The organism is Pseudomonas sp. 382 (assembly GCF_002759075.1).
Classification (GTDB): Bacteria; Pseudomonadota; Gammaproteobacteria; order Pseudomonadales; family Pseudomonadaceae; genus Aquipseudomonas; species Aquipseudomonas vlassakiae.
On sequence record NZ_PEMX01000003.1, the window covers coordinates 267,127 to 283,491 of the forward strand.

1 protein-coding gene and 2 pseudogenes are annotated in these 16,365 nt (G+C 67.9%); all 3 read left to right on the forward strand.

From position 1 onward, the window contains the following. Positions 1 to 33 precede the first annotated feature (33 nt). Positions 34 to 1,578: pseudogene (locus tag CQW31_RS32040) on the forward strand (amino acid adenylation domain-containing protein); the annotation flags it as partial. A gap of 264 nt (positions 1,579 to 1,842) precedes the next feature. Continuing rightward, positions 1,843 to 4,920, forward strand: a pseudogene (locus CQW31_RS32045) (AMP-binding protein); the annotation flags it as partial. Next, positions 4,917 to 16,337 (forward strand): non-ribosomal peptide synthetase, encoded by an 11,421-nt coding sequence (locus CQW31_RS05965; protein ID WP_099814050.1) that lies wholly within the window; start codon positions 4,917 to 4,919, stop codon positions 16,335 to 16,337. The pseudogene CQW31_RS32045 and the gene CQW31_RS05965, both read left to right, overlap by 4 nt. Positions 16,338 to 16,365: the final 28 nt, after the last annotated feature.

Genomic DNA, 16,365 nt, shown 5'->3' on the forward strand with positions numbered 1-16,365 from the left:
CAGGCCGCCGCGCTGGTGCAGGACGGCCAGGTACTGAGCTACGGCGAACTCAACCGCAGCGCCAACCGCCTGGCCCATCACCTCATCGCCCGTGGCGTGCTGGTCGGCGACCGGGTAGCCGTGTGCCTGCCGCGCAGCCTTGAGCGCCTGGTCGCACTGCTGGCCGTGCTGAAGGCCGGCGCCGCTTATGTGCCGGTAGACCCTGCGTACCCCGCTGAGCGCATCGCCTATCTATTGCAGGACAGCGCACCGGCGCTGGTGCTGACCGACGCTGGCACCCGGGCCCTGGTCGGCGATACCCCGCGTGTCGACCTGCAAGCTGACGGCTGGCAGGCCCAGGCAGACAGCAATCCATGGGTCGCCGGCCTGGAGGCGCAGCAGCTGGCCTATGTGATCTACACCTCCGGCTCCACCGGCCAGCCGAAGGGGGTGATGGTCGAACACACCACCCTGGCCAACCTGGTGCACTGGCACTGCGACGCCTTTGCCCTTGGCGCTGGCAGCCACACCAGCAGCGTGGCCGGTTTCGGCTTCGATGCCGTGGCCTGGGAAGTGTGGCCGGCGTTGTGCGCCGGGGCCGTGCTGCACCTGCCGCCAGCGCGCATTGCCGGCGAGCATGTCGACGAACTGCTCGACTGGTGGCTGGAACAACCGCTGCAGGTCAGCTTCCTGCCCACTCCGGTCGCGGAACAGGCGCTGCGCCGCGAGCGCCAGCACCCGACCTTGCGCACCTTGCTGGTCGGCGGTGACCGCCTGCGCCAGTTCGAGCGCGACCCAGGCTTTGCCCTGGTCAACAACTACGGCCCGACCGAGGCCACCGTGGTCGCCACCTCCGGGCTGCTGCAAGCGGGTGGCGCGCTGCATATCGGCAGGCCGATCGGCAACATCCGTGCCTATGTGCTCGACGAGCGCCGCCAGCCCGTGCCAGTTGGGGCCGTAGGCGAGCTGTACATCGGCGGCGCCGGTGTCGCCCGTGGCTACCTGAACCGTCCGCAGTTGACCGAGGAGCGCTTCCTCGCCGACCCGTTCAGCGAGCACCCGGGTGGCCGTATGTATCGCAGTGGCGACCTGGTGCGCTGGAACGCCGATGGCACCCTCGACTACCTGGGCCGCAACGATGACCAGGTGAAGATCCGCGGTGTGCGTGTCGAACTGGGCGAGATCGAGGCGCTGCTGGCTGCGCAGCCGGGGGTTGCCGATGCCGTGGTCCTGGTCCGTGACGAGCGCCTGCTGGCCTGGTTCACCGAGGCCGCACCGGTGGCGGTGGGGGCCTTGCGCGAGGCGCTGCAAGCCAGCTTGCCGGCGCATCTGCTGCCGCTGGCGTTCATTCGCCTGGAGACCTTGCCGCTGACCAGCCATGGCAAGCTCGACCGCAAGGCCCTGCCAGACCCGGACCCGGCGCTGCTTGCCGGCCAGGCCTATGTGGCGCCGCAAGGTCCGGTGGAAACCGCCCTGGCGCAGGTGTGGGCGCAGATGCTCAACGTCGAGCGGGTCGGGCGCCATGACAACTTCTTCGAACTGGGCGGCCATTCGCTGCTGGCGGTGAACCTGACGGCGCGCTTGCGCCAGCAAGGCCTGCAGGTCGATGTGCGGACGCTGTTCGGCCAGCCGACCGTTGCCGCGCTGGCTGCCACCCTGGGCCAGGCACAGCAGGTGCAAGTGCCGGACAACCTCATCCCGGCCAACTGCCAGCACCTCACCCCGGCGATGCTGCCGCTGGTGGCGCTGGAGCAGGCGGCCATCGACCGTATCGTCGCCCAGGTGCCGGGTGGTGCTGCCAACGTGCAGGACATCTACCCACTGGCGCCGCTGCAGGAGGGCATCCTCTATCACCATGTCAGCGCCGTCGGGCATGACCCCTATGTGCTGCAGTCACGCTTCGCCTTTGCCAGCCGCGCGCATTTCGACGACTTCGCAGCCGCGCTGGACAAGGTCATTGCCCGGCACGACGTATTGCGTACGGCCGTGCTTTGGGAAGGCCTGCCACAGCCGGTTCAGGTGGTGTGGCGCCAGGCACCGCTGGGGGTGTTCGAGGGGGATACCGGCAATGCCTGGCTTGAACTGGCTCAGGCGCCGTTGATCCGCTTGCACCATCGCGAGACGGCTGCAGGCATCGAAGCCACCTTGCAGTTTCACCACATCGTCCTCGACCACACGGCCATGGAGGTGGTCGGCGAGGAGTTGATCGGCTTCCTGCAAGGCGGCGAGCCCACCCATGCACCGGTGCCTTACCGCAACTACGTGGCGCAGGCCCGGCTGGGCATCAGCCAGGCCGAGCACGAGGCGTTCTTCCGCACGCAACTTGGCGATATCGACGAACCGACCCTGCCGTTCGGGCTGAGTGATGTACAGGGTGATGGCCGCGATATCGAGGAGGCCCAGCTGTGGCTGGACGCTGACCTGGCCCAGCGCCTGCGTCAGCAGGGGCGGCAGTTGGGGATCAGCGTCGCCAGCCTGTTCCACCTGGCCTGGGCGCGCTTGCTGGGTGCGGCCAGCGGCAAGGACCGCGTGGTGTTCGGCACCGTGCTGCTGGGTCGCCTGCAAGGCGGCGAAGGCGCCGAGCGGGCACTGGGCATGTTCATCAACACCTTGCCGTTGCGCATCGACCTGGGCGGCATCAGCCTGCGTGAGGGCGCCCATGCCGCGCACCAGCGCCTCAGCGCATTGCTGGCCCACGAGCACGCCTCGCTGGCGTTGGCCCAGCGTTGCAGCGGTGTGGCCGCGCCGTTGCCGCTGTTCAGTGCCATGCTCAACTATCGCCACAGTACGGTGGCCACGGCCCGCCACAAGCAGGCGACCGAGGGGATCGACAACCTGGCCAGCCAGGAGCGCAGCAACTATCCGTTGGGCCTGAACGTGGATGACACGGGCGAGGGCTTCCGCCTGGTCGCCATGACACCTGCCGACGTCGGCGCGGCACGTGTCTGCGGGCAGATGAACCAGGTGCTGGCGGCCATGGTCGAGGCTCTTGAGCATGAGCCGGAGCTGCTGTTGCAGCGCCTGCCGGTGTTGGAGGCAGAGGAACGCCAGCGGGTGCTGGTGGACTTCAATGACACGGCAGTCGATTACAACCTTGAGCTGACCTTGCATGGCCTGATCGAGGCGCAGGTTGTGCGGATGCCGGATGCGCTTGCCGTGCGGGCTGAGGAGGGTGAGCTGAGCTATGGCCAGCTCAACGAACAGGCCAACCGCCTGGCGCATTACCTGATTGGCTTGGGCGTCAAACCGGATGATCGGGTGGCTATCTGCGTCGAACGGGGCCTGTCGATGGTGGTTGGGTTGCTGGCGATCCTCAAGGCCGGCGGCGCTTACGTCCCGGTCGATCCGGATTACCCGGCAGAGCGCGTGCGCCACATGTTGACCGACAGCGCGCCGGTGGCAGTACTGGTGCACGGAGCGACTCGGCATGTGCCGGATGCCGGGCAGATCATCGATCTGGACCAGCCAAGCTGGAATGATCAGCCGGCAAGCAACCCCGAGATTGCAGGCCTGACACCACGCCATCTGGCCTACGTGATCTACACCTCAGGCTCGACCGGCTTGCCGAAGGGCGTGATGAACGAGCATGCCGGCGTGGTGAACCGCCTGCTGTGGATGCAGGACGCCTATCAGCTGGGCGCCGATGACGTGGTGTTGCAGAAGACCCCGTTCAGCTTCGACGTTTCGGTGTGGGAATTCCTCTGGCCACTGCAGACCGGCGCCCGCCTGGTCATGGCCCGCCCTGGCGGACACCGCGACCCCGAGTACCTGCGCCATGTCATCCAGAGCGAAAGCATCACCACCTTGCACTTCGTCCCCTCGATGCTGGATGTATACCTATCTTCAGCAGCGAGCACTTCCCCTGTGGGAGCGGGCATGCCCGCGAACACCGGCGAAGCCGGTGCCATGCACCGCGTCGACTTCTTCGCGGGCACGTCGGATCGCCGCACCGCCGCTCCCACAGGGACTGTGCAGATCTTGGGAGAGGTGCAGGCCCTGAAGCGGGTACTGTGCAGCGGCGAGGCTTTGCCAGGCAGCCTGGTGCGCCGCTTCCACACACAACTCCCCACCGTCGAACTGCACAACCTCTACGGCCCCACCGAAGCCGCCGTGGATGTCAGCGCCTGGCACTGCCTGACCGCCCCCGACAACACCCCGATCGGCAAACCCATCGCCAATACCACCCTGTACGTGCTCGATAACCAGGGCCAGCCAGTACCCCAAGGCGTGGCCGGCGAGCTGTTCATCGGCGGCGTACAGGTCGCCCGCGGCTACCTCAACCGAGCCGAACTCACCGCCGAACGCTTCCTCGACGACCCGTTCCGCCCAGGCGGTCGGCTGTACCGCACAGGCGACCTCGCACGCCACCTGCCGGACGGCAACCTCGAATACCTGGGCCGCAACGACGACCAGGTGAAAATCCGCGGCCTGCGCATCGAGCTGGGCGAAATCCAGGCTGGCCTCACCGCCATCGCAGGTATCAAGGAAGCCGTGGTGATCGCCCGCGACCAGCGCCTGATCGCCTACTACACCGGCACCGCGCAAACCGTGAAAACCCTGCGCACGGCACTGCTCGCGCACCTGCCGGAGTTCATGGTCCCGGCGCAGTTCATGCACCTCGACGCCTTGCCGCTGAGCCCCAACGGCAAGCTCGACCGCAAGGCGCTGCCGGCGCCCGACGCCCTTCAGGACCGCCCTTACGAAGCCCCAGAGGGTGACACCGAAACCCTGCTGGCCAGCATCTGGTGCGAGCTGCTGGGTGTAGAGCGGGTAGGGCGCCACGACAACTTCTTCGAACTGGGTGGCCATTCGCTGCTGGCTGTAACCCTGACCTCCCGCTTGCGCGAACAAGGCCTGGAAGCCGATGTGCGCGCGCTGTTCGAGCAACCGACCCTGGCCGGCTATGCAGCCATCACAGACAGAATGGAGATCGTCCTGTGAGTATCAACCAACTACTGACAACACTTTCGGCCAACAACGTGCAGCTGGCGCTCAAGGACGGCCAGCTGGTGGTCCAGGGCAACCGTCAGGCGCTGACCGACGCTACCCTGGTGGCACGCCTGCGCGAACACAAGCCGGCGCTGGTGGCGCTGATCGAAAGCGGTGAATACGTAGCCGTGAAACAGGGCACGGTGCACGTGCCGGGCAACCTGATCCCGCGGGATTGCACGCGGATCACCCCGGCGCTGGTCAACCTGGTCGAGCTGGACCAGGACACCCTAGACCGGCTGGTCGCCGAGATTCCCGGTGGCGCGGCCAATGTCCAGGACATCTACCCGCTGGCACCGCTGCAGCAGGGCATGCTGTTCCACCACGCCAGCGCCAGCGGCCACGACCCCTACGTGATGCAGGCACGTTTCGTGTTCGCCAGCGAGGCGCGCCTGCAGGCGTTCGCCCAGGCCCTGCGCGGGGTGATCGCGCGGCACGATATCCTGCGCACCTCGGTGCACTGGACAGGCCTGGAAGCGCCGCTGCAGGTGGTGTGGCGGCATGCCGAGCTGCAGGTGCTGGCGCTGCCTGCCGATGACCCGGCGCGTGCCTGGCTCGACTTGACCCAGGCCCCGCTGATGCGCCTGTTGCGCGAGGCGCCCGAGGCCGATGGCAGGCTGAGTGCCACCTTGCAGTTCCACCATATCGCCATGGACCACAGCGCCCTGGAGGTAGTGCGCCACGAGCTGATCGCCTTCCTCGGCGGCGAAGATCAGCAGATGGGCACGCCGGTGCCGTTTCGCAACTACGTGGCGCAGGCGGTGCTGGGGGTCAGCCAGGCGCAGCACGAGGCGTTCTTCCGCGACATGCTCGGTGATATCGACGAAGCGACCCTGGCCTATGGCATTCAGGACGTACAGGGCGAGGGCGACAGCCACCAAGAGCACGCCATCGACCTGCCGCTTGCCCTTTGCCAGCGCCTGCGCGCCCATGCCCGCAGCCTTGGCGTGAGCGTTGCCAGTGTGTTCCACCTGGCCTGGGGCCGGGTGCTGGGTGGCCTGACCGGGCGTGAGCAAGTGGTGTTCGGTACGGTGCTGATGGGCCGCCTGCTCGGTGCCGAGGCCACCGACCGGGCACTGGGGATCTTCATCAATACCTTGCCGCTGCGGGTCGACCTGGGCGACAGCGACCTGCCGACGGCCATCCGCGCCACACACCAGCGCCTGAGTGCGCTGATGCGCCATGAGCATGCGCCGCTGGCCCTGGCCCAGCGTTGCAGCGGCGTGGCGGCCCCGGCGCCACTGTTCAATGCTTTGCTCAACTATCGCCATAGCCCTGTGAATAGCCCGGCCGGTGCAGCCGCGCCACGCCGGGCAGCGTTGGCCGGCATCGATATCGTCGACTCCGCCGAGGCCACCAACTACCCGTTGACCTTGAGTGTCGATGACCTGGGTGAAGCCTTCCGCCTGACCTTGCTGGCCAGCGCCGAGGTGCCCGCCGAGCGTGTCTGCGCCTACCTGCAGCAGACGCTGGAAAGCCTGCTGCAGACGCCCGAGGCCCAGGTGCTGGCGCTGCCGATGCTGCCGCACAGCGAGCGCCATGCACTGCTGGAAGGGTTCAATGACTACGCGGCCGGCTTCGAGGCGACGCTGACCCTGCACCGGCGCATCGAAAACCAGGCGCAAGCGCACCCAGACACCGTCGCCGCCCGTTGCGGCGAGCAGGCATTGAACTATGCCGAACTCAACCACCAGGCCAATGCCTTGGCGCACCGGCTGATTGCGCTGGGCGTGCGCCCCGATGACCGTGTGGCGGTGCTCGCCCGCCGAGGGCTGGAGACGTTGGTCGGGCTGCTGGCCGTGCTCAAGGCCGGTGCCGGCTATGTCCCCATCGACCCGGCGCACCCGGATGAGCGGGTGCACTACCTGCTGGGCGACAGCGCCCCGCTGGTGGTGCTTACCCAGCAGGCACTGCGCGGGCGCCTGGGGGCCGTCGCAGTGCCGGTGCTGCTGCTGGACCTGCCAGACTGGCCGGCCCGGGCCGGCAACCCGAGCGTGGCGACACTGGAGGCCAACCACCTGGCCTACGTCATCTACACCTCAGGCTCCACCGGCCAGCCCAAAGGGGTGATGGTCGAGCACCGCACCGTCAACAACCTGGTCGACTGGCACTGCCGCGCCTTCGACCTGTGCCACGGTCGCCATACTTCGTGCCTGGCCGGTTTCGGCTTCGATGCCATGGCCTGGGAGGTGTGGCCGGCGTTGTGCGCGGGGGCCACGCTGCACCTGGCGCCGCCCGCCGAAGGCAACGAAGACCTCGACGCCATGCTCGCCTGGTGGCGCGGCCAACCCCTTGACGTGAGCTTCCTGCCCACGCCAGTGGCCGAATATGCCTTCAGCCACCAGCTCGAACACCCGACCCTGCGCACCCTGCTGATCGGCGGCGACCGTCTGCGCCAGTTCAACCGTACCCAGCGCTTTGTCGTGGTCAACAACTACGGCCCGACCGAAACCACCGTGGTGGCCAGCTCTGGCGTGGTCGAGGCGGGCGGGGTGCTGCATATCGGCCGGCCGGTGGACAACGCGCGCCTGTACGTGCTCGATGCGCACCGGCAACTGGTGCCGCTGGGGGTGCCGGGCGAGCTGTACATCGGCGGTGCCGGGGTGGCCCGGGGTTACCTGAACCGCCCTGAGTTGACCGCCGAACGCTTTCTCGATGACCCCTTCAGCGCAGGCGGGCGCCTGTACCGCAGCGGCGACCTGGTGCGCTGGCTGGCCGATGGCACCCTCGAGTACCTGGGGCGCAACGATGACCAGGTGAAGATCCGTGGCGTGCGCATCGAGCTGGGCGAGATCGAGAGCCGCCTGGCCAGTCTGGTGGGTATCAACGAGGCCGTGGTGCTGGCCCGTGAGGACCAACCCGGTCAGCCGCGCCTGGTTGCCTACTTTACCCCCCAGCCCGACGTCGAGGCGGCTACCCCGGAAAGCCTGCGCGCCCAGTTGCAGGCACACCTGCCCGAATACATGGTGCCGGTGGCGTTCGTCGAGCTGCAGGCCTTGCCGCTGACCGCCAACGGCAAGCTCGACCGCCGCGCCTTGCCCAGGCCCGAGCGTTCGGCCCTGATCGAGCAGGGCTATGAGGCCCCCGAGGGCGAACTGGAGCAGGCCCTGGCGCAGATCTGGGCCGAACTGCTGCAAGTCGAGCGGGTAGGGCGGCGTGACCACTTCTTTGCCTTGGGTGGGCATTCGCTGCTGGCCATGCGCATGGTTTCGCAGGTGCGCCTGCGCCTGGGCGTGGAGCTGACCCTGGCCGAGCTGTTCGCCAATGCCGAACTGGCGGCAGTGGCCGCGGTGCTGGCGGGGGCCGGGCGCAGCACGTTGCCAGCGATCGTGCCGGTCCCCCGCGAGCAGCCTTTGCCCATGTCGTTCGCCCAGCAGCGGCTGTGGTTCCTGGCGCAGATGGACGGCGGCAACCAGGCCTACAACGTGCCGCTGGCCCTGGGCCTGCGCGGGCCGCTGGATGACGACGCCCTGGAATGCGCGCTGCTGCGCATCGTCGAGCGCCATGAAACCCTGCGCAGCCATTTCGTGCCGCGCGACGACAGCGCCGAGGTGATCATTGGCACCAGCGCCGGCGCGGGCTGGTTCCAGCGCGAAGAGATTGGCCCGGATGCCTTGCCCGGCAAGCTGCGCGAAGAGGCCGGCAGGCCCTTCGACCTGGCCCACGGGCCGTTGTTGCGGGCGCGGCTGCTGCGCCTGGGGGCCGAACAGCATGTGCTGGCCTTGACCGTGCACCATATCGTGGCCGACGGCTGGTCGCTGGGGGTACTGACGCGCGAACTGAGCGCCCTGTATCCGGCTCTGCGCCAAGGCCTGGAAGACCCGCTGCCGGCACTGGCCATCCAGTATGGCGACTACGCGGTGTGGCAGCGGCGCTGGCTTGCCGGCGAGCAATTGCAGCGCCAGGCCGATTACTGGCGCGAGGCGCTGGACGGCGCGCCCAGCCTGTTGAAACTGCCGAGCGACCGGCCACGGCCCGAGCGCCAGGACTTCGCCGGGGCCAGCCTGCCCGTGCAACTGGCCCCGCGCCTGGCGGCCGGCCTGCGCACCCTGGCCCAGCGCCATGGGGTGACCTTGTACATGACCGTGCTGGGCGCCTGGGCCACCTTGCTGGCCAGGTTGTCCGGGCAACAGGAGGTGGTGATCGGCTGCCCGGTGGCCGGCCGTGGCCACGCTGAACTCGAGGCGTTGGCGGGGTTGTTCGTCAATACCCTGGCCATCCGCATCGACAGCGGCTCAGCCGCCACTGCCGAGGCGTTGCTCGAACAGGTCAAGGCCCGGGTGCTGGCGGCCCAGGCGCACCAGGACCTGCCGTTCGAACAGGTGGTCGAGATCGTCCGGCCGGCCCGCAGCCTTGGCCACACGCCGTTGTTCCAGGCGACCTTGAACTGGCAGGCGACCCAGGGCGCGGCCTTGCAGCTGCAAGGTTTGCAGCTCGAAGCCGTGGCACAGGCCGCGCAGGTGGCCAAGTTCGATCTCACCCTCAACCTGGGCGAGCACGGCGACGTCGTGGCCGGCAGCCTGGAGTACGCCACAGCGTTGTTCGACGAGATCACCGCGCAGCGCTACCTCGGTTACTTGCAAACCTTGCTGTGGGCCATGGTTGGCAACGACCAGGCGTTGCTGCAGCGGGTCGAGCTGATTGGCGAAGACGAGCGCCAGGCGCTGCTGCACACCTTCAATGCCACGACGGCGGATTACCCCCGCGACCTCAGCGTCGCCCAGCTGTTCGAGCAGCGTGCAGCCTGCCAGCCACTGGCCCTGGCGGCCGTGCATGGCGAGCAGGCGCTGAGCTATGGCGAACTCAACCTGCAGGCCAACCGCCTGGCCCATTACCTGATCGCCGAAGGCGTCGCGCCTGGCGCCTGCGTGGCGATCCTGCTGCCGCGCTCGCTGCCCTTGCTGGTGGCGCAACTGGCGGTGCTCAAGTGTGCGGCGGTGTATGTGCCGCTGGATGTGCATGCCCCGGTCGAGCGCCAGGGCTTCATGGTCGAAGACTGCCAAGCTGTCGTGTTGCTTACCTTGGCCGCGACTGAGGCGGACTTCCCGGTGCGTCGCCTGGACCTCGACACGTTGATGCTCGACCCGCAAGCCGGGCATGACCCAGGCCTGGCGCAGGATGCCGGCAGCGCCGCCTACGTGATGTACACCTCGGGTACCACTGGCCAGCCGAAGGGCGTGTGCGTGCCGCACCGTGGCATCGCCCGCCTGGTACTGAACAATGGTTATGCCGACTTCAATGCCCAGGACCGCATCGCCTTTGCCTCCAACCCGGCGTTCGATGCCAGCACCATGGACGTCTGGGGCGCGCTGCTCAATGGCGGACAGGTGCGGGTGGTCGATCACCAGACGCTGATCGACCCCCAGCGTTTCGCCAGGGCGCTGGCGAAGGACGGCATCACCGTGCTGTTCCTGACCACGGCGCTGTTTAACCAGTACGTGCAGCTGCTGCCCGAGGCGCTGGCTGGCCTGCGCATCCTCATCAGCGGCGGCGAGCGTGCCGAGCCTGCTGCCTTCCGCGCCATGCTGGAGCAGGCGCCGGGCTTGCGCCTGATCAATGGCTACGGGCCGACCGAGACCACGACGTTTGCAGTGACGTGTGCCGTTCAGGGGCTGGCACCGAATGCCACTCAGGTGCCGATTGGCCGCCCCATCGGCAACACCCAGGTCTATGTGCTCGATGCCCATCGCCAGCTGGTGCCGCGTGGGGTGGTCGGCGAGCTGTACATCGGTGGCGATGGGGTGGCGCTGTGTTACCTCAATCGCCCTGAACTCACCGCCGAGCGTTTCATCGACGACCCGTTCAGCCAGCGCCCCGGGGCCAGGCTCTACCGAACCGGCGACCTGGTGCGCTGGCAGCCTGACGGCCAGCTGGAATGCCTGGGCCGCAATGATGACCAGGTGAAGATCCGGGGCTTCCGCATTGAACTGGGGGAAATCAGGCAACAGCTGTCGCAGTGCCCGGGCATTGGCGACGTGCAGGTGTCGGCGCTGGCGGACGGGCAAGGGCCACTGCGGCTGGTCGCCTGGTTCACCCGCCACGATGCGGCGCTGGACGCCAATGCACTGCGCAGCTTCCTGCGTGGTCGGCTGCCCGACTACATGCTGCCGGGGGCCTATGTGGCCCTGGCGCGGATGCCGCTGACCAACAATGGCAAGCTCGATCACAAGGCGCTACCGCAACCTGGCCCGCAGGACTTTGCCGCGGCGGCCTACGAGGCACCGCAGGGTGAGCGCGAAACGCTGTTGGCCCAGCTGTGGGGTGAGCTGCTGCAGGTGGAGCAGGTCGGGCGTCAGGATCGCTTCTTCGAGCTGGGTGGCCATTCGCTGCTGGCCATGCGCATGCTCGCCCAGGTGCGTCAGCGCCTCGGGTTGGAGCTGGCGCTGGGTGAGCTGTTCGCCGATGACAGCCTGGCGGCGGTGGCCGCCAGCCTGGGCAGCCATGCCGAGCGTGCCTTGCCGGCGATCCAGCCGGCCCCCCGGCTGGGCAGCCTGCCGCTGTCGTTCGCCCAGCAGCGCCTGTGGTTCCTGGCGCAAATGAGCGGCGGCAGCGCGGCCTATCACATCCCCCTCGGCCTGCACCTGCGCGGCACGCTGGATGCGCTGGCGCTGGAGCGGGCGCTGCGGCGACTGGTCGAGCGTCACGAGAGCCTGCGCAGCCACTTTGTGGAGCAGGACGGCGAGCCGCGTGTGGTGCTGGCCGCGGACGCGCGCGGTTTCCAGCTAGCCCTGGAAGATGCGCGCGATCTGCACGAGCAGGCGCTGGCGCAACGGGTCGAGCTGCACGCCAGCGAGCCCTTTGCGCTGAACCATGACTTGCCGGTTCGTGGCTGCTTGCTGCAGCGGGCCGACGATCACCACATCCTGCTGCTGACCGTGCACCACCTGGTCGCCGATGGCTGGTCGCTGGCGGTGCTGGTGAAGGAGCTGGGCGCGTTGTACCAGGCGTTCAGCGCCGATCGCGACGACCCGTTGCCGCCTTTGCCGGTGCAGTATCTGGACTATGCACTGTGGCAGCGGCGCTGGCTGAGCGCTGAAGCCCTGCAGCGCCAGGCCGACTATTGGCGTGGCCGGCTGAGCGGTGCGCCAACCCTGCTCAGCCTGCCGTGGGACCGACCACGGCCAGAGCGCCAGCAGTATGCCGGCGATAGCGTGGCGCTCAGCCTGGACCCACGCCTGAGCCTGGAGCTCAAGGCCGTGTGCCGGGCCCAGGGCGTGACCCCGTACATGTTGTTCATGGCGGCCTGGGCGGTGTTGCTGACACGCCTGGCCGGCCAGGATGAAGTGGTGATCGGCTCGCCGCTGGCCAACCGCCGGCAGGCGGAGGTGGAGGGACTGATCGGCATGTTCGTCAATTCCATCGCCTTGCGCGTGGACACGTCGGGTTCACCGCAGGTGGCCACGCTGCTGGCGCGGGTCAAGGCCGCAGTGCTCGAAGCCCAGGGCCATCAGGACCTGCCGTTCGAGCAGGTGGTCGAGGCCGTGCGCCCACAGCGCAGCCTGGCCCATACGCCGCTGTACCAGGTGTCGCTGGACTGGGATGCCACGCCCGAGCGCCAGGCCTTGGAGCTGGGTGATCTGGCGGTGACGGCGCTGGGCGGGCAGGCGCGCATCGCCAAGTTCGACCTGAGCCTGAGCATGGGCGAGGGCGCCGATGGCTTCAGCGGCGGCATCGTGTTTGCCACTGCGCTGTTCGAACGGGCCACCGTCGAGCGCTATGTGGGTTATCTGGAACAACTGCTGTGGACCTTCGCCGAAGGCGAGCACGCCGTTCCGGCCCACACCGGGTTGCCCGATGCCGACGAGCGCAAGCGGCTGTTGCTGACATTCAATGACACGGCAGTCGATTACGACCTTGAGCAGACCTTGCATAGCCTGATCGAGGCGCAGGTTGCGCGGACGCCGGATGCGCTTGCCGTGCGGGCTGAAGCGGGTGAACTGAGCTATCGCCAGCTCAACCAACAGGCCAACCGTCTGGCGCATCACCTGATCGCCCTAGGCGTCAAGCCTGATGATCGTGTAGCGATCTGCGTCGAACGTAGCCTGTCGATGGTGGTCGGGCTGCTGGCGATCCTCAAGGCTGGGGGTGCCTATGTGCCGGTCGATCCGGATTACCCGGCCGAGCGCGTGCGCCACATGTTGACCGACAGCGCGCCGGTGGCGGTGCTGGTGCACGGGGCGACCCGCCATGTGCCGGATGCCGGACAGATCATCGATCTGGATCAGCCGACTTGGAGCAATCAATCGGCTGACAACCCTGTTGTCGCTGGATTGACGCCACGTCATCTGGCCTACGTGATCTACACCTCAGGCTCGACTGGCTTGCCGAAGGGCGTGATGAACGAGCATGCCGGCGTGGTCAACCGTCTGTTGTGGATGCAAGACGCCTATCAGCTGGGCGCCGATGACGTGGTGTTGCAGAAGACCCCGTTCAGCTTCGACGTTTCGGTCTGGGAGTTCCTCTGGCCGCTGCAGACCGGCGCCCGCCTGGTCATGGCCCGCCCTGGCGGCCACCGTGATCCCGAGTACCTGCGCCAGGTCATCCAGAAAGAAAGCATCACCACCTTGCACTTCGTCCCTTCGATGCTGGATGTATACCTATCTTCAGCAGCGAGCACGTCCCCTGTGGGAGCGGGCATGCCCGCGAACACCGGCGAAGCCGGTGCCATGCACCGCGTCGACTTCTTCGCGGGCACGCCCGCTCCCACAGGGACCGTGTACGCCTTGCGGCGCGTGTTGTGCAGCGGCGAAGCCTTGCCCGGCAGCCTGGTGCGCCGCTTCCACACACAACTCCCCACCGTCGAACTGCACAACCTCTACGGCCCCACCGAAGCCGCCGTGGATGTCAGCGCCTGGCACTGCCTGACCGCCCCGGACAACACCCCAATCGGCAAACCCATCGCCAACACCACCCTGTACGTGCTCGATGACCAGGGCCAACCGGTACCCCAAGGCGTGGCCGGCGAGCTGTTCATCGGCGGCGTACAGGTCGCCCGCGGCTACCTCAACCGAGCCGAACTCACCGCCGAACGCTTCCTCGACGACCCGTTCCGCCCAGGCGGGCGGCTGTACCGCACAGGCGACCTCGCACGCCACCTGCCAGACGGCAATATCGAATACCTGGGCCGCAACGACGACCAGGTGAAAATCCGCGGCCTGCGCATCGAACTGGGCGAGATCCAGGCCGGCCTGACCGCCATCGATGGCATCAAGGAAGCCGTGGTGATCGCCCACGAGCAACGCCTGATCGCCTACTACACCGGCACCGCGCAAACCGTGGAAACCCTGCGCACGGCACTGCTCGCGCACCTGCCGGAGTTCATGGTCCCGGCGCAGTTCATGCACCTCGACGCCTTGCCGCTGAGCCCCAACGGCAAGCTCGACCGCAAGGCACTGCCGGCGCCCGACGCCCTTCAGGACCGCCCTTACGAAGCCCCAGAGGGTGACACCGAAACCCTGCTGGCCGCCATCTGGTGCGAGTTGCTGGGCGTGGAACGGGTAGGGCGCCACGACAACTTCTTCGAACTGGGCGGCCATTCCCTGGCTGCGATTCGCCTGATCGACAAACTTGGCAAGGCCGGCCTGGCGGCCGCAATCAACGACGTGTTCCAGCAGCCCAGCGTGGCGGCACTGGCCCGGCATCTGGATGCCAGCTGCAACGCACAGGCCCAGGCCGTGGTCACGGTGCGCTCCAGCGGATCACAGACGCCGCTGTTCCTGGTCCACGAATTCACCGGCCTGGACTTCTACTTCCCGGTGCTGGGCCAGCACCTGCCGGGTGATTTCCCGATCTACGGCCTGCCGGGTATCCCTGGTGGCGAAGCACAACCGCGCACGCTGGAGTGCCTGGCACGCTACCAGATTGCGCAGCTGCGCAAGGTCCAGCCCCATGGCCCGTATCGCCTGGCCGGTTGGTCGTTCGGTGGCGTGTTGGCCTTCGAAATGGCCAACCAGCTGCTGGGCGCGGACGAGGGGGTCGAGTTCCTCGGCCTGATCGACACCTACGTGCCCCGCCTGGCCGACCAGGGCAAGGCCCGCTGGCAGGGGCCGCGCGCCGTGGAAAACCAGCTGCTGCTCACCTGCAACAGCTTCTGGCGCACCCAGGGCGAGGCCGGGAATGCGCCGCTGGCGCAACTGCAGCGCCTGGAGGCCCAGCAAAGCGATTTCGCCAGCCTGCTCGCCAGCTGCCGCGAACACCACCTGCTCTACGGCTTGTGGTCGAGCATGAGCGATGTGCAGCTGCGCGACTACTTCGAGCGTGAACTGGCCCACGGTCATGCCATGGCCCATTACCGCCTGGCGCCACTGGACATACCGGTGCATCTGTTCCGCGCCGAGCAAGGCAGCGACAGCGTGGCGAGCCTGGGCTGGCGCGAGACATTGCCGGCCCAGGTGCTGCTCGAAGTCGGTGTCCCCGGCGATCACCGCAGCATGATGCAGGCACCCCACATTGCGACGCTGGGTGAGGCGATCGCCCGGGTGCTCCAACAGCTGCAGGGGCGTGCCGAGCAGCCGAGCTATCAGCCGTTGGTGGCGATCCAGAGCGGGCAGCCGGGGCATGCCCCGGTGTTCTGCGTGCCCGGTGCCGGCGACAGCGTCACCAGCTTCATCGGCCTGGCCGAGGCGCTGGGCCCGGACTGGCCAGTGTACGGCCTGCAGGCGCGGGGCCTGGATGGCAACCGGGTGCCGCACAGTGCCGTGGAGGCCGCCGCCGACTGCCATGTCCAGGCCATCGAAGGGTTGTACCCGCAAGGGCCGCTGAACCTGGTCGGCCATTCGTTCGGGGGCTGGGTCGCGCACGCCATGGCGGCACGTTTCGAGGCCAAGGGGCGGCAGGTGCGTTCGCTGACCCTGATCGACAGCGAGGCGCCGGGTGAAGCGGGCTCATGTGGCAGGCCGTACACCTTCGGCGAGGCGCTGGAGAAGCTGATACACGCGCTGCAGCTGTCCACCGGCAAGGCCTTGGGCATCGAGCCGCAGGCTTTCGCCCAGGCCAGCGACGACGAGCAATTGCGTCAGCTGCACGCGGCGATGGTGCGCATCGGCCTGCTGCCGGCCCGTTCGGCGCCACGGGCGCTGGATGGCACGGTACGGACTTTCGCCACGGCGCTGCGCACCCGCTACCAGCCGCGCATGAACTACAGCGGGCCAGCAGGGCTGGTGCTGGTGGACGACCCGAGCCTGGACACGGCCGGCAACGCCCGCGAGCAGGCAGCGATGCAAGCCGGCTGGCAGGCGCTGATGCCGCAACTGGCGCTGTGGCAGGGCCCGGGCGACCACTTCAGCATCCTCAAGGTCCCGGATGTGTTCAGCCTGGCGGCCTGGTGGCACGACGGCCAGGCGCTGCAGCTCGGCAAGGTGACTGAGTAATCGAAGGCGCCTCGGACCTTGTAGGAGC